General features: G+C 46.3%; 17 protein-coding genes. 8 read left to right on the forward strand and 9 right to left on the reverse strand.

Going from position 1 to position 22,151, the window contains the following annotated elements; genetic code table 11:
• Nucleotides 1–161: 161 nt before the first annotated feature.
• The 6 genes from E4N66_RS08035 to murQ all read right to left on the reverse strand — a co-directional run bounded on the left by E4N66_RS08035 (nt 162) and on the right by murQ (nt 10,590).
• Entirely contained in the window at nt 162–1,058 is an 897-nt protein-coding gene (locus tag E4N66_RS08035) for a type I phosphomannose isomerase catalytic subunit (RefSeq protein WP_253727597.1), read from the reverse strand.
• 29 nt (nt 1,059–1,087) lie between these two features.
• A complete protein-coding gene (gene priA, locus E4N66_RS08040; protein WP_253727598.1) occupies nt 1,088–3,088 on the reverse strand; it encodes a replication restart helicase PriA in 2,001 nt (666 codons plus the stop codon).
• A 3-nt stretch (nt 3,089–3,091) separates the two neighbouring features.
• A complete protein-coding gene (locus E4N66_RS08045) occupies nt 3,092–3,919 on the reverse strand; it encodes a uracil-DNA glycosylase (protein ID WP_253729442.1) in 828 nt (275 codons plus the stop codon).
• A 72-nt stretch (nt 3,920–3,991) separates the two neighbouring features.
• A complete protein-coding gene (locus tag E4N66_RS08050) occupies nt 3,992–8,632 on the reverse strand; it encodes an InlB B-repeat-containing protein (RefSeq protein ID WP_253727599.1) in 4,641 nt (1,546 codons plus the stop codon).
• A 119-nt stretch (nt 8,633–8,751) separates the two neighbouring features.
• Nucleotides 8,752–9,669: an N-acetylglucosamine kinase gene (locus E4N66_RS08055; protein ID WP_044012823.1), complete on the reverse strand. Its 918-nt coding sequence runs from the start codon at nt 9,667–9,669 to the stop codon at nt 8,752–8,754.
• An 18-nt stretch (nt 9,670–9,687) separates the two neighbouring features.
• Complete coding sequence (gene murQ / locus E4N66_RS08060; RefSeq protein WP_253727600.1) at nt 9,688–10,590, reverse strand: N-acetylmuramic acid 6-phosphate etherase; 903 nt, start codon at nt 10,588–10,590, stop codon at nt 9,688–9,690.
• A 333-nt stretch (nt 10,591–10,923) separates the two neighbouring features.
• On the opposite strand from murQ, the gene E4N66_RS08065 reads away from it, so the two are divergent.
• The 8 genes from E4N66_RS08065 (at nt 10,924) to E4N66_RS08100 (ending at nt 19,169) form a co-directional block, all read left to right on the forward strand.
• Nucleotides 10,924–11,568, forward strand: a complete 645-nt coding sequence (locus E4N66_RS08065) for an L-2-amino-thiazoline-4-carboxylic acid hydrolase (protein ID WP_253727601.1) — start codon at nt 10,924–10,926, stop codon at nt 11,566–11,568.
• Between the two features lie 162 nt (nt 11,569–11,730).
• The gene (locus E4N66_RS08070) at nt 11,731–11,811 is read left to right on the forward strand and encodes a BrnA antitoxin family protein (protein ID WP_235619815.1); all 81 of its coding nucleotides are present in this window, start codon (nt 11,731–11,733) and stop codon (nt 11,809–11,811) included.
• Between the two features lie 11 nt (nt 11,812–11,822).
• Nucleotides 11,823–12,608: an alpha/beta hydrolase gene (locus E4N66_RS08075; protein WP_253727602.1), complete on the forward strand. Its 786-nt coding sequence runs from the start codon at nt 11,823–11,825 to the stop codon at nt 12,606–12,608.
• 42 nt (nt 12,609–12,650) lie between these two features.
• Complete coding sequence (locus tag E4N66_RS08080) at nt 12,651–13,928, forward strand: ABC transporter substrate-binding protein (protein ID WP_044012834.1); 1,278 nt, start codon at nt 12,651–12,653, stop codon at nt 13,926–13,928.
• A gap of 293 nt (nt 13,929–14,221) precedes the next feature.
• The gene (locus tag E4N66_RS08085) at nt 14,222–15,136 is read left to right on the forward strand and encodes a carbohydrate ABC transporter permease (RefSeq protein WP_253727603.1); all 915 of its coding nucleotides are present in this window, start codon (nt 14,222–14,224) and stop codon (nt 15,134–15,136) included.
• A complete protein-coding gene (locus E4N66_RS08090) occupies nt 15,133–15,990 on the forward strand; it encodes a carbohydrate ABC transporter permease (RefSeq protein ID WP_044012839.1) in 858 nt (285 codons plus the stop codon). The genes E4N66_RS08085 and E4N66_RS08090 overlap by 4 nt, the downstream gene beginning before the upstream one ends.
• Nucleotides 15,991–16,138: 148 nt before the next feature.
• On the forward strand, nt 16,139–17,548 hold the full coding sequence (locus E4N66_RS08095) for a TP0584 family protein (RefSeq protein ID WP_253674197.1): 1,410 nt from the start codon (nt 16,139–16,141) through the stop codon (nt 17,546–17,548).
• The gene (locus tag E4N66_RS08100; protein ID WP_253727604.1) at nt 17,541–19,169 is read left to right on the forward strand and encodes a peptide ABC transporter substrate-binding protein; all 1,629 of its coding nucleotides are present in this window, start codon (nt 17,541–17,543) and stop codon (nt 19,167–19,169) included. Before E4N66_RS08095 ends, E4N66_RS08100 begins: the two co-directional genes overlap by 8 nt.
• A gap of 18 nt (nt 19,170–19,187) precedes the next feature.
• Here the strand turns inward: E4N66_RS08100 and E4N66_RS08105 are convergent, their stop codons facing one another.
• From E4N66_RS08105 to E4N66_RS08115, 3 genes are all read right to left on the reverse strand, one after another.
• Nucleotides 19,188–20,765, reverse strand: coding sequence for an L-lactate permease (locus E4N66_RS08105; protein WP_253727605.1), 1,578 nt, complete (start codon nt 20,763–20,765; stop codon nt 19,188–19,190).
• Between the two features lie 29 nt (nt 20,766–20,794).
• Complete coding sequence (locus E4N66_RS08110; RefSeq protein WP_253727606.1) at nt 20,795–21,436, reverse strand: TetR/AcrR family transcriptional regulator; 642 nt, start codon at nt 21,434–21,436, stop codon at nt 20,795–20,797.
• Between the two features lie 113 nt (nt 21,437–21,549).
• Nucleotides 21,550–22,119, reverse strand: a complete 570-nt coding sequence (locus E4N66_RS08115) for an HD domain-containing protein (RefSeq protein ID WP_044012851.1) — start codon at nt 22,117–22,119, stop codon at nt 21,550–21,552.
• Nucleotides 22,120–22,151 lie beyond the last annotated feature (32 nt).

Genomic DNA, 22,151 nt, shown 5'->3' on the forward strand with positions numbered 1-22,151 from the left:
ATGATTATCAACTTTGATATTCATTCTGTCAACATTGTTTTATCGGGGTAAATGCATCAGGCCGTTTTTTTAGTAACCCCGCGGAAAATATTTTTAATGCGGTTATCCTGATACAAGATGGGATTCCTTGCCGGTTATACGATGCATCCGTTCAATTGCTACTACCCCATCAGCATAATCGAAAGAGGCGAGCCTTGATTTGGAATAACCGAAACGGTAGATTCCCGCCGCACCATGATACAGTCCTCAGCCCTTACCTGCAAAGATGGCGCTCCGGCAGTTTCAAGTATGCTGTTTTCCGCAATTTCAAGCGTACCGCTTCCGGCGATGATAAAGAGGCTGCACCATCCGGTTTTTGCAGCAGGGGTATCAAATGCTGAAAACGAAATAGTCTCCGTAGTGGAAAAATCTTTTTTTTCAAGCCTGAAATACGGACATACCGATTTTCCGCTAAAAGGATGTTCCGGTGTCAGCGCCGACTCAGGTAAGTACCGCAATACATCGAGCCCTTTTTGTACATGCACCTCACGGGGACGCCCCCAGTCATAGAGCCGGTAGGTTATATCGCTTGACTGCTGCACCTCTAAAAGCCGCAAGCCGCCTTGTATCGCATGGACGGTTCCGGCAGGGATAAAGATAAAATCTCCCTTCGAGACGGGAACGGAGCGGAGACAGTGCTCAATCGTATTATCCCGAATGGCCGTTTCCAGCTCGCTGCGGTTGTAATCCTTCTGCAATCCGTAAATAATCTTTGCATCGGGCACCGCATCGAGCACATACCAGCACTCGGTTTTACCGGCGCTGTGTTCGTGGAGGCGCGCATAGTCATCGTCGGGATGCACCTGCACCGAAAGCGTTTCGTTCGCCTGAATGATTTTAATCAAAAGCGGATACGAAGCGCCGGCCATAGCATCAAGCGATGTTCCTCCTATCTGCGGCGTTGCATCATCCACAAGAGACTGCCCCGCCGGATGAACGGAGACAATCCACCGCTCATATCCCCAAACCTTTTCGGAAACAAAAGGCTGTGTTTTAAACATCGTTATATTCTGCTGCATACCATCCCCCTCAACTGCATATTGCTGCCTCACAATAAACCGACCGGATCGACATCCGTTTCGATATACACACCCACAGCCGCTTTGTATTCGGTGATAAACCGGTAGACGGCTTTTTGCATCGGTGCAAGCGTTTCGGCGCGCAACAGCAGCTGCATCCGGTGATTGCCCGCTACAAGTGAAAGCATACAGTCGGACGGGCCAAGTATTTCTATGCTTTCCGCAGCATCAGGCGGAAACAGCTGCGGTAAAAGCTCCCGTGCGCCAAAAGCGGCTTCTTCCGCTTTGTGTTGATCTTTACTGCGGAACACCAGCCGGATAAGACGGGCAAAGGGAGGAAATTCCAACGCCTGACGCTGCTGCAGCTCCTGCCTATAAAAACCTTCCACATCGTTGTGTTGCGCACAGACAATTGCAGGGTGATAGGGATTATAGGTTTGAATGATAACCTCCCCGTCCGGAACATACCGCCCTGCCCTGCCCGCTACCTGCATGATGAGCGAAAAAGTGCGCTCGGCGGCTCTAAAATCGGGCATCTGCAAGCCGGTGTCGGCAAGCGCAATTCCGACTAACCGCACGCCGGGAAAGTTTAAGCCTTTGGCAATCATCTGCGTGCCGAGCAAAATATCGACGGCGCCGTCCCGAAAGTTATTTAAGATCTGAACCGCCTGCTTGTTTTTTTGCAGCACATCGGTATCGATACGCTGAACGGTGCAGTCGGGAAAGGTTTTCCGTACCTGTTCTTCAATATATTCCGTACCAATGCTCGTGTAGCCTGCCTCGATGGAGCCGCATTCGGGGCAGGCGCTCGGCGGCTTTGCCGTCCATCCGCAGTAGTGGCACTTCATCAACCCCTCGCTTTTATGAAAGGTGAGCGGCACCGAACAGTTTTTACACAAGAGTTCGTGTCCGCAGTTCTTACACTTAAAGAAATGGGAGAACCCGCGGCGGTTCAAAAAGAGAATGGTCTGTTTTCCTTGGGTTTTGGTGCGGCGCATTTCATCGATCAGCGCAGTGCTTAACGCTCCGGCCGTATGCAACAGCGATTCGATGCGGATATGGGGCAGCGCCCCGCCGGAAAGCCGCTCGCTCAGCCGCAGAGTACGGATTGTGCCGGTTTTCATCAAATGCCATGCCTCTACCGACGGCGTTGCCGAACCCATCACCAGCGGGCAGCCGTGTTTTTTGCAAAGGTACATCGCAACCTGCCGCGCGTGGTAGCGGGGCGCAAAACCCGACTTATACGAACCGTCGTGTTCCTCGTCGATGATGATGAGTCCCAAATCACGGACGGGGGCGAATATGGCGCTGCGTACTCCGACGACAATCTGCGCCTCGCCTCGCGCAATACGCCGCCATTCCGCAAGCCGCTTGCTGCCGGTCAGTCCCGAATGGAGCACCGCGCAGCGGTCGCCGAAACGCTTTTTGACGGTTTCCGCAACCTGATGGCTCAGCGTGATTTCGGGTACCAGATAGATAACCGATTTTCCGGCAACAAGCGCACGCGAGGCGGCCTGCAAAAAGACCTCGGTTTTACCGGAACCGGTAATACCGTACACATAGAAGAACTCGCCGCCGGTGCAGCCGGAAATCGCTTCTACGGCGGAACGTTGTTCATCCGAAAGCGTAAGTGCCGAGGCGGAAAAATCGGTTCCGGCGAATTCGATCCCGTCGGTATTCAGCTCCCCCGCTTCACGTTTACCGGAGGGCAGCATCGCAGACAGCGCAATCCCCTCGGCGCAGATATAAAAGCGGGACATCCAGCGGGCAAGCGCCGCCTGCTCATCGGTGAAAAGCGGTTCCGCATCGATGATGCGGTCGATCGGCTTTATGTCGGCTTCCGCAAAGGGGCAGCTCTTGGGCAGCGTTTCATATTCCGCAACGATAAAGCCGACGAGCTTGCGCGAGCCGAATCGAACCGCAGCCCGCCTGCCGGCCAAAGATTGTTGTCCGTCCCCAGCGGCGGTATTCCGGTAAAAAAATGATTGATATAAAGGAAGTTTAAAGACAAGCTCAAGCCACTGCGCCATAGATTAGCCTTGTGCCTGAAGTTCGTGCAGACGGGCGCGGAATCGCTTGAGGTCTTCCCATGCGGGGCGTTTAAGGCTTTCGTCTCGAAGCAGCGCGCTCGGATGATAGGTGGGCATTAACGGTATCCCCTGATAGTCGAAGAAACGCCCCCGCAGCTTTCCGATACCGTCGGAGGTTTGCAGCAAATGCTGTGCGGCAATGCGCCCCATCACCAGAATCATCTTAGGGCGGAGCAGCCGTATTTGCGCATCCAAAAAGGCGGCACAGCAGCTCCGTTCCTCCGGCGCAGGATCGCGGTTCTGAGGCGGGCGGCATTTAACCACATTAGTGATATAGCAGTTAGTCTTACGTGAAAGCTGAATAGCCTCCAACATCTTGTCGAGGAGCTGTCCCGCCCTGCCGACAAAGGGTCTGCCCTGCCGGTCTTCGTCAGCGCCCGGCCCCTCGCCGATTACCATCACCTCAACGGAATTGGTCAGGCGGGAAAGCTCTTCGGGGCCTTCCCCCGCCACCGGATGAGTACGGGTTTGCCCCAATACACAGGCGGAGCACTGTGCAACCGCAGCGTAAATCTCCTGCATCGACCCGAACGGCGCGCCGCTCCCTGCCGAAACCGCAGCAGAAGCGCCGGTTACGGTGCCTACAATCTCCGCAGAACCGGTTTCAACGGAAACTGCATTCACCGCAGCGCCGGTTGTCGCAACAAGAGCCGTTGAATCTCCGGCAAATGCAAACGATTCGGGATACGGCGCATCGCTGCGGTATCCTTCAATATATTCAGATGCGGTTCTAAAAAACCGATATAATACTTCACACGCTTCCGTTTCCATACTCACCATGGCCACCGCATTATACACGGAATTGCAAGAAAATGCAAAGAAGCAATTTACGAGGCGGTTGCATCACGGTTTCTTCAAAGTCCCATCATTATTATTTATTGACCATATTTCCGTGCCTTTCGGCGTTACCGTAAATTTAGCACACTCCGTAGAAGACGCTTGGAGAACTTTTACCCCGTTCTCATATTTTTTGGGCGTAATACGTGCAACGGTTCCTGTTTCAGTTAAAGTTCCTTCTATTGTGATAAACTTTCCCTCTTCTAGGAAAACATCATTCTTTCCAGCTGTTGTTTCAGTTGAAGGAGTAATACGGGTACTGCCGGCAATAGTAAATGTCCCTTGCTCTAAATACACACCACCGCCGCTATTTGCAGAGTTTCCTTCAATACGAGCATTTTTGACTGTTACCGTATTCTGCGTATAAATATGCATACCACCGCCGGTCTCTTTTGCCGTACAGTTGGAAATAACGACCGGATTGCTAGCAGCCCCTTCTAAAGTCAGCTTTGTCTTTAGTTCTGTATAAATACCGCCGCCCTTTCCTCCTTCGACGTCTGCCTTACAACCTGTGATAGTTCCTCCGGTCATCGTAAAGGTGCTCGTACCGGCAAGAGAAACTCCTCCGCCGTATTTTGCAGAACAATTTTTAATTTCTCCCGAATTCATTGTAAATGTTCCTGCTTTAAGATAAACGCCACCGCCCTTATTAGCATTGGCACTGTTACCGGAGATAATACCTCCATTCAACGTAAGCGTTCCTTTTTCAACATAAATTCCGCCACCGGCCTCGCTGTTATGGTTGCCAGCAGTGTTGTCGGTGGCACTATTATCGGCGATAGTAGTACCGTTGGGTATCTTAAGCTCTCCGTCTGCAAGATAGATACCGCCACCTTGGGTCAGCGCCTTATTATTTTTTACCTTTACAGATTGCATTGTTACTACCACATTTTTAAGGTAGATACCTCCTCCCTTTTTTGCCGTATTACCGTCTTCCTGATTATCCCCGCCGATCGTAAATCCGTCTAAGGTAAGACTACCGCCTTCGCTATAGATTGCACCGCCTTGACGATTTGCACCTGAACCTAATACCTTATTCTTTATAAAAGAACCTCCCGTTATCGTAAGAGTGCTACCTCTATTATAAATTCCTCCTCCGTTAGCAGCACTGCATTCTTGAATATTCACATTCTCCAACGTACAGTTCGCTTGACTAAGACGTATACCGCCTCCATCGTGTTGTGCTTCACAATTTTTAATTTCCGTATTTTTTATACTCACCGTTCCCATCGGTTCCTGAATATACATACCGCCGGAAGAAGCGGAACCTGTTCCCTTACACTTTGCAATTGTACAGCGGGTAAGCGTTAGATTCCGTCCTTTCTCAAAATAAATACCGGCTGCCTGATCTTGGGTCTCGCAATCCTTAATCGTTACCTTCGTCATCATAAGGGAACCATTCTCCGCAACAGAGACGGCATATTGTTTAGCATTGCTGAGCGTTACGTTTTCAAGTATTAATGACTTACCGCTCGTAACCTTAAAAATACTTTTAACCTTTGAAGCATAAGTAGGAACAGTTCCCGTACAATCTGCGTTCAGAGTATACGTATCGCCGCCTTTTGACTTTATGGTGATATTCTTATTTATCGTTATTGTAGATTCAGAGCTGTTCCCTTTATACGTAATATCCTGTGTTACTTCGATAACGGTGCCGTCGGAAGCACTTTGCACTTTAGTCCGTAAGTCTTCCCAACTAGTTGCCTCTATTGCCGGACTCTGACCGCCAACTGCCTCAAGCTCGCCGGAAGCGTTTATCTTCCATTTTTTAGAAGGCATACCGGCTTGGTCGGTTACCGTAAACTTTGAATGTTGCGTATTAACAGCAGCACCATCGAGAACCTTAACCGCAGTGCTGCCTGTCGGATAGCTTTCCGGTGTAATACGAGCGATAGGAGTAGTTCCGGTTAAAGTGCCGGTTACCGTGATAAGCTTTCCACCCTTTAGATACACATCGTTCTTACCGGCGGTCTGTTCATATTCTCCGGTTGAAGGGGTAATACGAGTACTACCGGATATGCTGAAAGTACCGTCTTTAACATACACGGCGCCGCCTGCATCCGCAGTACATTCAACGACAAGTACATTGTCCATCGTACACGAACCGTTTTCTATATACACGCTGCCGCCATTTTTATCACCTTGTTCATGTTGGGTATTGCCCCCCGTAAGCGTTATGTTTTGAAGCGTAAGGGTTTTACCGTCTTTTACACGGAAAATACGGCTGAACGATCCGGCATCCAGTTTTTCGGAAGTCTTATTTGTACCTTGAATGGTAATATTCTTATTTATGACAATTTCACCGTTGTTACCGGCGGCGGAGGAAGCTGCTATTATATTTTTTACCATGATAACAGCGCCGTCATCGGCAGCGGCAACCCGCTCGCATAATTCTTTCCATGCATGGGTCTCCGTATTGCCGTCTATTATACCTTGCTTTTTCTTAAACTTCACCTTTACGTTTTTATTGCCGGTTACATTGGAAAGAGTATAACTCGTATTTGTATGGCCGGGGACTTCATTGCCATCAAGCATCCATTTTTCTACTTCCCAACCACCACTCGGCGTTGCGGTAAAGGTTACGCTTCCGTCGTACTCGACCGAAATGCTACTGTTCGTTGTTATCGGACTGCCTGAATTGGCTTGAATCGTGCCACCTACACCACCGTCTACACTGTAGACTACGTTGTAGGTTCGGCGCTTTACCGTAAACATTATAGTCTGTTTTACAGTATCGTCTTGAGCTGTTACCGTGATGGTAAAACTTTTTCCGGTACCTATGGGGATATTGTTGTCTGCTGGACTAACAGTCGCGATTGCTCCATCACTACCGGCACCAAAGGTAAAGTCCGTTACTGTTGCCGTGCCGGAATCTACCGTGTATTCGGTAGTAAAAGGCGCAGTTTTAGCTTCTCCGTTAAGCTTAAAGCTCTGTAAGGCTGCAACATTGTTTTTTGCGCGGGTTATACGTACCGTTTTTTCCCATGCAGGATAATTCCCCGGACTTGCCGCAACTTTTATGGTAATATTTTGAGGCGTTCCCGGCGTTAAGGCCAGCGGCAATGCAGGAGTTACGGTAAACGACATCCCTGGGTGTCCGTCAAACTCAAGGTTGATATTGCTTTGCGCCACTTGAGTTATGGTATACGGCAGGGTAACGGAACCGGTCGAAGCATTTTGACCGTGTATTTTAAGCTCAGTTAGGGTTAAAGTATTAAGAGGTACAAACTGCACACTCACACTTGTATTTGACGTTACTGTAAGCGAAGCAATTGACTGTCCGCTTCCGCCCGTAAAGCCTGTCGAAGATGAACAAGTCCAATCCCCAACCTTATAGAGAGTTGTATTTGCCGGCGTTGCGGTAAAGGTGATCGTACTATTATGCGGAACGGATTCAAATTTCAGCTCATCTGAACCGCTCGCTACCTTAGATGTGCCATTATGTGTGCCTTTTAGAGAGCCATGTCCACCGTCTACTTTAAATGTTACGGTATAGGTCTTTGGCGTCCACTGCGCAGTGTATGTCATATTTGCTGCAGGGAATGTCGGGGATGCAGACAGTGCAGGTGTCCAGCCGTTGAAGGTATAGCCATCTTTAGTAGGATTTGGAGGTTGCGTCAACGGTGTTCCCGACACACCAGTCATGGTGATAGCATGTGTATTGCCGCCGATATTTCCGCCTGCAAGATTAAAGGTTACAGTCCGCGTTTCCTGCTGCAGAGTATTCGGTTTGGTAGCCGCTTTAAACGCCGGTGACATCAAACCTTTTGCGTCCTTTAATTTAACCGTATACTCTTTTTTGGAACTATCCGGCTTTGCTGCAACATCGGTTTTAAAATACAGCGTCCAATCGGAAGGAATATCCTTCGCATTGGCTTCAAGTTTCTCTACATCCGTTACAGCTAAAAAAGCAGTATCTTTAGGTTTGATAAATGTATGTTGCGCCTCATTTACCGAAAGACGATATATTGTTCCGTTGATTTCAATACCGGCAATATCCTTATGCAAAAGACTGCCGTTGAATTCTCGGTTCATTTCGGTGGACGGCAGCTGCAAGCACAGAACATAATAAGAAGTTTCGGAAGAGGAAGCGGTTTTTGTCTGTCCAATAATACATTTTTGAATAGCCGGAGGAGGAGTATTTACTTTGAGCTTAAACGGAATGTTTTGCTTAAACACTCTGCCGTCCGTGGTATAAAGTATAATAGAAGGAGTTATATCTCCCTTGCCCCATTCATACTGCTTCAAAAAGCTCGCTGTATAGGTAAGCTTCAGCTCGGTATTTGAAATTTTCTCAAACGTATAATCTTTGCCGAATTGCGGTGTGGCAGCGCTTTTACCGGGGGCATCCGGAATATAAGGAAATGAGATAATATCGGCAGGAGCATCGGAATCTCCCGGCATTTTTAAATCTAAATTTTTAGGATTACGTACGGTAAATGTAAGGATTACGTTTTCTGTGGAGGAAACGCATTGCATACCTTCGTCATCGGTTTGCACTTTCAGGTCAAAAGGAAAATCTATAATCGATACACCGGCTGACCAATAGCTTAAATAATCTTCAATATCTGCCGTGTAGTTTTTACAGGCTATGGAAAGGCAAAACGCCAAAACTGAGAGAATAACTATCCGCACAACTTTTTTCATGTAAAACTCCGGCAGAATTCGAAACGGCTACAAAAGCAGTATTTTTCTATTCTAACTCATATTACTCAAAAAAGAAAGGTAAATACTTACAATATTTCCAATGCAATTGACACTGAAATTTAATATCTGCCAAGCCGGGCAAGAATACACGCACCGACTACCGGCTCAAAACGGCGGCGGATAATTCGCACCTGCGGCAACGCATCACAGATATAGGCAGCGGTCAGTTTTGCAAAAGAGGCTTGATGTTCCAAAATGCCGCCCGAGAATACCAATTCCGCCTCCGCTCCGTCGAAGAGAGCGCCGTATACGCTGCGGGCAAGGAGCGACAGGTCTTGAGCGGCGGTTTCCAGAATACGTGCCGCAACTGCATCCGATTGCTGCGCCGCCTGAAATACACAGGGCGAAAAAGAGGCCACCCGCGATTTATCAAAGTTTGTATACAAAAAGGGGAATAATTCCCGTATGGTGTTGACACCGTAATGGTTAAACAGCATCGGAGCCAATAGAGTGTTCCCTCCGCGCCGTTCCAAAGCGGCGGCGGCGGCTTTAATCCCGTCCAATCCTATCTTAAAGCCGGAACCTTCGTCCCCAATCAAATGGCCAAGCCCACCGGCGCGGGCGGTTCTCCCGTTCTTATCTAATCCGGCGGCAATAGAGCCGGTGCCGCTCACTACGATAATGCCTTCCGCCGTTCCGGTACCGCCTGCAAGCGCTGCCAGTGCATCGTTGCAGAGATATAGAGGACAGCGGATTCCTTCGTCGGTAAAAAAACGGCGAAAATCTTCGGTCTCTTGTTCCGTGCTCATACCGGCGGAAGCAAAGCAGCCTGCAGCACAGTTTTGCACGTCGATACCGCTTTCGGTTTTCAGTTTTTGAATCAACTCGCGGAGATTATTGCAAGCTGCGTCGAAGCCTACCGCATACCGGTTGGTAGAACCGCCCTTTACCTGCGCAATCAGCCGATCGGTTTCATCACAGATACCGAGCCGGGACTGTGTTCCCCCTCCGTCGATCCCGAAAAATAAGTGCTTCATCGTTTCCCGAACTCCCCGCTACCCTCGTTTATACACATCGAGCGCATTGTTGATATTGCCGTTCCCCTGCTTAAGCAGCGCTTCCGCTTCTTCTTTCGATACCTCGAGCGAGGCCATAATTACCGCCGTCCGTATCTTCCGTCCGGAATCTTCAAATATCTGCGCGGCACGCGCTTCCCCGCATCCGGTAATCTCGTTAATCAGCCGTTTCGACCGTTCCACCAGCTTTGCGTTCACCGGCATCAAATCAATCATAAAGTTATTATATACCTTTCCCAGCCGAATCATCGCGGTGGTGGTAATCATATTCAGCGCGAGCTTTTGTGCAGTGCCGGACTTCATCCGGGTGGAGCCGGTAACGATTTCTGGTCCGACCGGCAGATAAATAGGATAATCGGCAAGCTCGAAGGTGCGTGAATCTTTATTGCAGCTTATTGCACCGGTCGGGCTACCGAGCGAACGGGCATAGCGGAGCGCTCCCAGCACATAAGGCGCGGAGCCGGAGGCGGTAATGCCGACCAACATATCGGCTGCAGAAAAACCTGCGCCGCGCAGCTGATCGATACCGTGGTTCTCATCATCCTCGGCGCCTTCGATAGACCGACGGAGCGCGGCATCCCCGCCTGCGATAAAGCCCTGCACCATATCGGGGGACACGCCGTAGGTGGGCGGACATTCTGAGGCGTCCAACACCCCCAAACGGCCGGAGGTTCCCGCACCGAGGTAAAACAGCCGTCCGCCTTTTTGAAACACCTCAACCGCGCAATCGACCAGCCGCGTCAATTGCGGAATCGCCTGCGAAACCGCCTCGGGAACTTTTTTATCTTCATTATTGATAATCGTTAAAATTTCTGCCGTACTTTTCGTATCGATTTGATATGAAGCAGGATTACGCTGCTCCGTTACGGGAATTTCTTTCATTATAATCCATCATCTCCTATTAGTGGCCTTTGAAAATATGCATACCGTCTACTTCATTACTGCACAAAAATAAATGTTCAAGGTACACTCTTATTATGCGATTTTAATCAAATCTTCGGTTCTTGTGTAGCGGGGATCCCATAAAAAGGTTTCCGAGTATATCATTTTTAAGTCTTTTTTTCTATTGTTGTTATAAAAAGCTCACAGATTATAAGGAAGGTTTTTAACAGATAGAAAAAAAGTATAAAATATTGTATAATTTGAAGATACAAAAATGATAGATATGCTATTTACGAGGGAATGATCGCGCGTGTATGCACAAGGAGAAATAGGATGGCAATGAAAACAAATTTTGAAATTCCGCAAATGTCTGCGAATTGGATCAGGAATGAACTGAATAAAAAATTCCAACCGGATGAGGCGGGAAAGAAGTACCAAGCGATTATTGAAACCTATGAAAAGTTTGCAAATGATACACCGAGCATCGGCGGTAAAGACAATCCGATGTCGAAAAACTTTTATGGTGCGCTCTCTGCCTTTGCGTATTATGAATGTATGAACCGCAATATGTCGCCTGATGAGATTACGGCTATGTGTTACGGTATGATGATCGGCGATAAAAAAGGTGGACAGCTTTCGCGGTTCAATCTCAACAACAGGCTCGTGCAAAAACTTTTTCACGGGCTTTTTGCGCTCAGGGCACGAAAATTGAATAAGCACAAAGAAGACGGCTCATGGAACAATACATGGGGAATGAAAATAAACCCACTAAACCGCAAAGAAGGAATCAGTATTCATTTGCTCGGATGCCCCATCGCCGATTTTGCAAAAAAGAACGGATACAGCGAATTGATGCCGTATTTTTGCGAAACGGATAAGGCGGTGATGGAACATTTCGGCGGCACTCTTTACAGGGAACATACCGTTGCCGAAGGATACGAAGACTGCGATTATTGGATAAAGAACAAAGTCGAATAATCAAACAGCGTTTATAAGCTTTTAGGGAACCGCTAAAAACCTAACCGAGTTTTTAGAGATGCCCTTTGTGTCTTTGCCGTTATCACCTTGAATTTTTTACTTGAATTTTTTACATTGACACTTCCTGTATCTACAGAATATAATCTAAGGATAGATAGCGATGTGCTTGCGGCGTTGAAAGCAACGGGAAAAGGATATCAAACAAAAATAAATGATATTCTTAGGCAAGCAGTTTTAGGATAAGAAAAAGTAAGATGGCTCTTGTTTATACCGAAGTTTTTGCACAATCATTTATGCGTCCGGTTTCACTGTGCGCAATTATTCCGGCGGAAGAAAGCGCACCCGATGCTTCCGGGCAAAGACCGCAGGTGAAAGAAACCAAGCCGCTCAAAACGCTTTATTTGTTACACGGGCTGTATGGCTGCCATACGGACTGGCTCACGCTTACAAACATACGCCGCTACGCAACGGAGAAACATATTGCCGTCGTCATGCCGGCGGCGGAAAATGCGTTTTATATCGACGGTAAACTTCACGGGCAGCAGTATGGCGCCTTTGTCGGGGACGAGCTGATACGGCTGACACGGAGGTTGTTTTGCCTTTCAGCGGAGCGGGAGGATACCGTTATCGCAGGGCTTTCGATGGGAGGCGCAGGGGCAATACGGGCAGCGTGTTTATATCCGCATAACTTTGGGGCGGCGGCGGGCATTTCCTCCGCTTTTTTGACGAGGGAGCAGCTTTCGCCTGAACATCCCGTCTTTACCCCTGAATGGGCGAAGGGTATATTCGGCAGTATAGAGAATATGGAAAGCGAATATAAAAATGCGGTACTCAAAATGAAAAAGTTCATGCAGGGAAAGGCTTATCCGCAACTCTCCCTTGAATGCGGCACCTCCGACGGTTTCATCGATATTAATCGGGACTTTCACCGTTTTTTACAGGAACAGGGTATCGAGCATTTCTATGAAGAAAGTACCGGCGGGCATGAATGGCCGTTGTGGGACAGCGGTATTAAAAAGGTTATTAACCGATTTTTTTAAATCGGCTAATATAGAAATTTTTGATAGTGAGAAAGGAGGCAAATGATGAAAAACAAAATCATTGCAGCTTTGGCAGCATGTTTTCTCTTGACGCCGTGTGCATTAACGGCCATGGGTTCAAGTGAAAAAAGCAGCGGATCCGGCGAAAAAGTTACGCTGGAATTTTGGACATGGCGTACCGAGGATGTGGAATTCTACGAGAAGGTGATTAAAGCCTTTGAAAAAAAGCATCCGAACATCACCGTAAAGCAAACCGCCATTAAAAATACCGAGTATAACACGATCGTGAGCGCATCGCTGCAAGGCGGCGGTGGACCGGATGTGTTTATGGGTAGAGCGTACGGCGGTTTACAGACACTTGCGGACAGCGGGTATCTCCTTGCACTTGACAGCCTTATCCCCAATCTAAAGGATTACTCCGAACCGGCAAAGCAGGGTGCACGGAGCATTAAAGACGGTAAAATGTACGGCTTGCCCGCATTAAGCCAAGCGATCTTCTGTTACTACAACAAAGATATCTACAAAAAGCTTGGTTTAAAGGTTCCGGCGACGTGGGATGAATTCATTTCCAATCTTGAAGTTTGTAAGAAGAACAAGATTACCCCACTTGCAAACGGTTCCAAAGACGGATGGACGGTAGAAACGCTTTTAGGTGGCGTCGGCCCCAACTTTTACGGAGCCAACGACTTTTTCGATGCAGTCGTTGCCGGTAAAACAACCTTCGAAGACCCCCGTTTTGTGGATGCGGTCAAAAAAATCGGCGCATTACGCCCCTATATGCCGGAATTGTTCACCGGTGTCGGTTATACCGATATTCAAGGCGCTTTTATGAACGAAATGGCCGCACACATGATCGGCGGTTCGTATGAAGCGGGAACTTTTAAAGCAAACAATCCCTCCCTTCAATTCGATGCATTCCCCGTACCGGGCACAAAGGCAGGCAAACAGTACGTTACTTTCTATGCCGATATGAACTGGGCAGTCAATGCCAAAACAGCACATAAAGAAGCGGCGCTCACCTTCTTGCAGTTCCTCGGTTCCCCGGAAGTAGGCAATATGCTGATTTCCGATCTGAAAATGATCAGCTCTACCCCTGGTGTAGATACCTCGTTGGATCCCTTCGTCGGAAAGGTCATCACGCTGATGAAAAACAGTACCAGCTATATTTTCCTCGTTCCGTTCCGCTATGAACAGCCGACCGGTTCAGCGCTGTGGCAGGCTGCAGGACAGGGATACTTGGCAGGTACGTTAACTGCAGAACAAGCATGTAAGAACGTACAAACAGGTATCGCTACCTATTATAAACCCTTCCAAAAGTAAAAAGGAATAGCCGCTCAGAGCAATCGCATCAGACACAATAGATAAAAATCGCAGAATAATTGGGGCTAATGGTTAAAAAATAATTTTTGCGTTAGCCTTTTGAAAAGAGACGAGGCAGATACGAGGCATGAACAAAAATTACCCGCAGGCGTACTTTTTGTACGTCGAGGACTAATTTTTGTGAAATAACGAAGTAGATGTCCGTCTGTTTTCAAAAGGAAAGGTTGAACAGCCTATATTATTCTGCGGGGCTATTGAAGAGTAGTCTGATGTGATTGCTCCGGATAGAAAGTATGATAACATCAAAAACAAGTAAATTTTTATGGATCGCGTTTTTCGTAACGCCGGCGCTGCTGATTGTCAGCGTTTTTATTTTGTTGCCGCTTTTTATGAGCTTGTTCAACAGTTTCTTTGACTGGAATCAGCTGCTCCGCGGCTCATTTACCGGATTGGGCAATTTTAAAAAGTTGTTTTTTACCTTTCCCTATAATGAACGCTTTTGGAATGCATTAAAACACAACGGTATCTGGTTCTGCTGTACAATGCTCATTCAAAACAGCCTCGGACTGCTATTCGGATATGCATTAAGCAGAAAGATTGCGGGGCATGGCTTTTTTAAACGGGTATTCTTTATACCGGTACTTTTTTCTATTGTAGCGGTCGGTTTTTTGTGGGGTATGTATTTAAAGAGCGATGGGCTGGTCAATAGCTTTTTGAACCTCCTCGACCTCTCATCCCTCCGGCGGGCATGGCTCGGTGACGAAAACACCGCAACCTTCGCCATCATCGCAACCAATATTTGGCGCTGGGTAGGCTTCCCTTCGCTCGTGTTCCTTGCAGCCATCGACTCTATCGATCAAAGCTGTATCGAAGCCGCGTACATAGACGGCGTCAGCGAGATGGGCTTATTTTGGAAAATCATATTCCCGCTCATCATTCCGTCCATAACGGTTATCACGGTATTAACCATCATCGGCAGTTTAAATGTTTTTGAACAGATATACACCATGACCGACCTTGGCGGCGGACCGAACTACAGTACCGACACCATCGGCACGCTTTTTTACCGCACAGCTTTCGGTTCGGTAGATACCGGTAACCCCGAAATCGGGATCGGAAGTACCATCGCCGTTATCATCTATATTATGACCTTTTGTATTTCGCTCGTATCCGTCGCAATCGGAAAAGCAAAGGAGACACAGGTATGAACATGAATTTGCGCATTAAGACTGCCGCCTCTCCAGTAAAGAACTTTGCAGTCGGCGCTATTTTAACACTGATGATTGTCTATGTTATTTTGATTGCGTATCCGCTTTTTAATATGGTCATATCCTCGTTAAAACCTACACGGGAAATCCTCCAACACCCGTTCGCCTTACCGGCCAATCCCGATTTTTCTTCATATAAACGGGTTTGGATTGATATGGGATTCAGTACCTTCTTTATCAATAGCATCATCGTAACGGTATCCTCTATGGTATTGGTTCTGCTGTTCGGATCGATGGCATCGTACGCTATCAGTCGATATGTGTTTAAAGGAAATACCCTGCTGTATATGATCTTTTTAAGCGGTATCATGCTGCCGCTGAAAGCTGCTATTATACCGCTTTTCATGATCATCAGAAAACTTGGGCTTATGGATAACTTTTTGTCGGTTATCTTGATTTTTACTGCAATGGGTATTCCTTCAACGATATTTATCCTTTCCGGTTTCTTTAAAGCTATTCCGGTAGACCTCGAATATGCGGCACGGATAGACGGATGCAATGATTTTAGTATTTACAGTAAAATTATGATGCCGGTCATTGCACCGGGAATTGCGTTGGTAACTATCTACAATGCAGTTCCTATTTGGAATGACTTCTTTTTTCCGCTTGTCTTTTTACATAGCAGAAGTCTCAAAACCCTGCCGGTCGGTCTCAGTACTTTTTTCGGACAACACAGTGCCAACTGGACGCTCCTCTTTACCGGATTAACGGTAGCAATCCTCCCGATGATGATTCTCTATTTATTTATGAGTAAGTATTTTATCAAAGGAATGACAGCAGGTGCGATAAAGTAACGGATTGCGCAGCACAAAACCCTCTAAAAATATACGGCACAGTAGTGTGCTGTATATTTTAAGTCATATTTATTCCCACACTTCGCTTTTAAGGCGGTTATTCCATAAATCATATAAAAAATTTTTTTAAACTGCCGATGATGATGGTATGGAATCTACGAAAAATTTTTCTGAAGAGTTAGAACATCACATAGCCATACAACGGGAAGAGTTCAACAGGCATTTACTCCCGCAGTTACAGCAAAATTATACAGCACTCGGCAGTGTGGTAAAAATCCTCCGCAGCAATTTGCTGAAAAAGGGCTTGGTCTATGACGATCCGTATAAATACGATAGCCGTATGACCGAAATAAAAGTCCCTAGCAATGAAGCTTTTTCAGACGGTGAGCGTGCTGCCGTCGTCGGTTCCAGATTGGCACAGTATCAAACGATGCTCGATTTTTTAACTAACTCCTATCAATTTAACTGTTCATTCCTGACACCACAGCGTATTGCATCCATGCTCGCATTGAATAAAACATTCCAGTGGTCGGCACTCAATGAAAATTCAACACTTGCAAACACCCGCGCACTAGCGGAGATTTGTAAATCGCTCCACTCCGTCTCCGATACGCTAACCGGCGGACTCTTGAGAGATTCGCTCGGACACCTTTCGAAGCTCGATACGGACATCAATAAAACACTCCGTCAGCTTGCCCGTCTACACCGAGAAGAATATAAACTAACGGTCAGAAAAAATATGCCGCCCGATTTAACGGTTACACAAGCCGATATCGCAAGCCCGATTAAATTATTAAAAACTCTAAAAAAAGCCCTCGCAGCAAACGACGAAAAACTCCCCTTCTATCATGAGCTTGTAATGGAAGTTATTAAAGAAGATTACGGTCCCGATTCGGAACATCTGCAACGGGAAATATTACGTCATTTGAACGTATCGCAAAAAGAAGATATAAAAACCAATAAACAAGAAAATATGCGGCCGGTACTTATAACAGGGCTTCGTATCCTCGGTACGACCGGTAATCATTTTGACACCTGTCTCACCAAACTCATGGCAAACCAAGAAGTAATATATAAATCGCGCACAACGATTTTTACCAAGTTCTTAGAAGCCCTAAGACGTGCGTTCAATATGGAAGAAAAAAAACATGAAATTACCATATCAATTAAGGATCCTATCAGTAATTTGCAAAAGAAAGAAATAATCGTACTGGAAGATTTTACTGATAATTTAGCAAAAACAATTCGTATTTTTAAAGTCCTTGCGTCAGGCACCTCCGATCTGCAGCAGCGTTTAACCGGTATGAATAATGAGCAATTACTTGAACTCTTAAACAAATACATTGTTATATGTAATGGATATTTAAAAACACTCGGAGGATTGGATGAGTATTATAAATCCGGGGATGTTATCTTGCGTTCAAAAATGAAAGGGATAAAAATAGAATTGACAACAATCCGAAATGCAGTTATAAAAGCAAATCAATGCAGAGCGGAATACAATGCGAGCGTTGAAGAATATTCAAATATGAAAGAACTTGGATTGATTCATGAATAAAAAAAACATATTACTGTCTCTTACTTTATGGATAGTACCTTTTGTAGTATCTGTTGCAGCATGTGCAGAAAGTGAACCCTATCCTCAAAAAGAATTTATCGTTTCGGTTACTACCGGTATTCCAAATTTACATCCTCATGCTGCATATAATGCAAATGAAGCGCAAATTCTAACCGGTTTATATGAGGGACTGTGTACCTACGATCCCTATACATTACAGCCGGTCGCCGGATTAGCAAAGGATTGGAAGATCAGTGCAGATGGTTTAACCTGGACATTTACACTACGGGATAAGATCGCATTTGAAAACGGCGATCCTATTACCGCTCAAGTATTTTGCGATTCATTTATCAATTTGTTAAACCCTCAACTTGATTTACCGTATGCCTCGCTTTTAGACTGCGTTAAGGGCGTAAAAGAATACCGCACCGGCAAAAGCTCCGACACATCAGCTATCGGTTTATATGCAGAGTCCGATACTTCATTAAAAATCTCGCTTGTCTATCCGGCGGAACAGTTGGCCAATATACTCTGCCATCATGCATTTTCGGCAGTACATCCTTCACAGCTCAAAGCAATAACCCGTTATGCGGGAAAAAGTTCATTTGTGAAGCCTTCCGAAGCTTTTAAACCGATTGCAAACGGGCCTTTTAAAATCGAAAGTTTTACCGCCGAAAAAATTCGCCTCGTAAAGAATTCCGCTTATTGGGATTCCGAATCGGTACAGCTCCCTGCAATCAGCATATTATTAGATGAAGATGCCGATAAAATGACCGAAGCATTTAATCAGGGAGCTATTCACTGGCTTTGCGGATCAGTCAACTTAAATAAAGTAGCAGCGGCATATACCATTCACATTACGCCGATGTTTGCAACCGAATTTTTCTATTTTAAAACAAACACAGCGCCATGCAATAATCAAACACTCAGAGAAGCACTGCTCGCCGCACTCCCCTATGCTGAATTGCGCAAAGATTATTTAATTCCTGCTAAGACGTTGGTATTTCCCCTCACGGGATATCCCACCGTACCCGGTGTTGATAAGCAGGATACGACAAAGGCGGAAAAGCTTTTAAAAAATATACCGCAACCCGCATCACCGCAGCCGATAAAAATTCTCTTACCGCAAACGGCATTCTATACCGAACAAGCGGCATTGTTAAAAACCGTATGGGAAAAAATCGGAATTTTAACGGAAATTACAACCGTTCCTTTTGAAGAATACTATGACCGACTAAAAACGGATGACTATCATTTAGCGGTTATTTCGTGGATTGGCGATTTTGCGGATCCGCTTGCTTTTCTGGAATTATTCAGATCGGATTCGACTTTAAATGATTCAGGCTGGCATAATACCAACTACGAAAACTTTATCAAAAAGGCATCGGCGGAACAAAATCGCAAAGCGAGATTCGAATATCTTGCAAAAGCGGAACAATTGCTGTTAGATTCGTCGGTTGTCATTCCGCTTTCTCATGTTCCTGCAATCAACGTCATTGATTTAAGTGATATAAAAGGCTGGTATGTAAACGCAGTTAATATCCATCCGTTTAAATGTATCCGCTTTGCACAGCCGGCTCCCTTACCCGGAGTTGCATTACATTCCAAAGAGAACCGCTGAACGGAAATGTGCAGCGGCTCACATCAGAAACGAGCCGGCAAAACAGATTACACCCGCAAGCAATGCATACACAACAAAGTATTTAAACACTGCCGCAAGAATTTTACTGTCGGAACCGGTAATACCGATAGCTCCTGCACCGATTGCAATATTCTGCGGACATACCATTTTACCGATACCGGCTCCCATCACGTTTGCTGCAGTAATCCAATAGGGATTTAGATTGAGCGAAAGAGCGGTTTCGAGCTGTAAATTCCCAAAGAGGACGTTGGTAGAGGTACCCGACCCTGTTATAAACGCGCCCAATACCCCGATAAGCGGCGCAACAAAGGGATACACAGGCCCGGTTGCAATAACAGCCGAACGGGCAATATCGGAAATCATCCCGCTGTATATCATCACTTTGGCAGTTGCCAAAACACTGCAAATCGTTACGAAGGTTCTCCAATATTTTTTTAGGGTAAAGCCCAACACACTTGCCATTTCGAACAATGAAGCCTTTTGAATAAGCCCTCCGCAGATAGCCGCTATAAATATCATCACTCCCGGAGTATTTATCCAGCTGAATGTGAGCGGCTTGCCTCCTTCTCCCGTATAAATCATAAATGAATGTTTGAAATCCTTAATCGCGTTGTGCACGGGAGGACAGAGCTTTGAGGTAAGAATTAACAATACAAAGATGAGCATAAACGGCGCCCACGCTCTAAGGCCTTCGGCAAAGCCGATATGCGCTGCCGGTACTGTTGTCCCTGCTGCGGCAGTTTTTACGGAATACTCCGATTCGTTTTTTGCGGTACCGGGAGCCTCATTACGTTTCCTTTTACCGAATTTTGCCGCAAGGATTACGCAGAGCATCGAACAAATTGAACCGACAATAGTCGGAAGTTCGGGACCTAGCAATTGTGCAAAAAGAAGATAGGGAACAACGAACGACAGCGACGCGATCAACGTAATATGCCATACGCCTTTTAATGCTTTTACTCCGCCGCCGCAGATTACCACCGCAAGGAACGGTGAAAGAAACGTATGAAAGGCCTGTATGAGCGCGGCATTTGCAGCAAGCTGCTGCAAGTCCAACCCAGTAATGGTAGCAAGTGTCGCTGTCGGCACTCCTGCCGAACCGAATGCAGTCGGCGTCGTATTTGCAACAAGACAAGCCGTTACCGCATTGATGGGATTAAGACCTATTCCGGCAAGAATCGATGCGGGAATGGCGACCGCAGTACCGAACCCGGCCATACCTTCCATAAAATTACCGAACTCACAGCCGATAATCAGCATCAGTATTCTTTTATCATCAGAAATACCGATCAGCATTCCTTTGATCTTTTCCATCGCGCCGGTATGTATCGTTAAATTGTATGTAAAAAGAGCGGCAACAATAATCAAACAGATAGGCCAGAGTGCATACGCAGCTCCTTCAAACATAGCGGACGAGATATGTAGCGGAGGCAATTTCCAATACAATGCTGCTAACATTGCCGTTATCAGTAACGCAATACCGCAGGCTTTACAACTGCTCATCTTGAGTTTGCTCAAAGAAATAATAAGCCAGACAATTGGCAGCATTGCAAGTATAAAATTAATCAATATCATATATTATTTCATCCTTCAGGGTAAACGCATCATCGGTTGAAACGGTTGAACAAATCTTGATGCCGGTCGAAAAAATTTTGCATGGCAGTAAGAATTATTGTACGAATTTTTTCTTTATTTTGATTAAATACATCCTTATCGCTGAATAATTCGTGCATAACCAGCATACCATGAAAAATTTTAAACAGAAAATATTCTTGATGCCGGATAATATCCAGAATTTCCAGTTCTTGTTGGAGGGGATAGTGTAAGGTTTTTATAAACAGTTCAAAAGCCTGGTTCTCCAATTGAAAATACAATGTTTCATAATCGCGGTCATAAGGAATTTCCGCTAAAAACATCAAGTAGAGTTTTTTTTCGGGTACTTCATCAAAGAGCTTCGCCATACAAGCGTCTGTCATAACCTCGGCAAGCGATTCGGTACCGGCTGACTCCTGCACAATCTTTTCGGTTCGTTCATACCGGAAATAATTTCCGTTTTGCATAATATCGAAAAGAATTGCCTTTGTCGTTTTATAATACTGGTATACGCCGCCCTTGGAGAGTGTCGTGCGTTTTACCACATCTTCCATTGTCGTATAGCGGAAGCCTTTCTCTAAAAATACTTTTTTTGCAGCTTCCTGTATCTCCGCCTTGCGGGCGGATTTTGACTGCCGTTTAAATTTAGCCATAAGCTGTATAATATCAGACAGGCTTACAGCCCGCAAGACTTAAAGGAGTTAACGCGCGAGAAGTCAAAGTGCCTCTTCAACGCAGGCGGGCAAAGCTCACACGTCAACGCGCGCTAAAGACCGAGCTTGTCGGCGATAGCACACATCGCTGCAAGGGCTAATTCAGCAAATTCCGGAAACGGTATCCCGATATTTTCTATCGACATCATTGCACCTCTGTCGGCGCCGGCCGCAAATCCGGTTGCTTTCATTTTCTTGACAATGGATTTAACCTTAACGCTTGTAATCTTTTTATCGGGATAAACAAGTGTAACGGCAGTAATAAATCCGGTAATAGGATCGGCTGCAAAGAGCGCTTTTTCAAAAAGTGTTTGCGGTACGGCGCCCGTATCGGGATTATGAGCGATAATAGCGCTGTACATTTCCTCACAGCCGAAATTCTGTTTCTTTAACAGCTCAACCGTTACGGGGCCGTGCCGTTCAGGGTGCTCCTGCCAATTGGAAACGTCCATATCCAAGTCATGGAGCAGACCGGTAATCCCCCACAGTTCTTCATCCGCCGGCGAAAGCCGTTTTGCAAGCGCACGCATAACAGCTTCAACAGCGAACGAATGCGCTATGATATGCTCTGTCGTAACATATTGATTGAGTAATGCCTCTGCCGTATCTCTCTCAATGTTCATAGATGACTCCTATAAAAATTTTGTAGAAAGGC

Source organism: Treponema sp. OMZ 857, assembly GCF_024181085.1.
Taxonomy (GTDB): domain Bacteria; phylum Spirochaetota; class Spirochaetia; order Treponematales; family Treponemataceae; genus Treponema.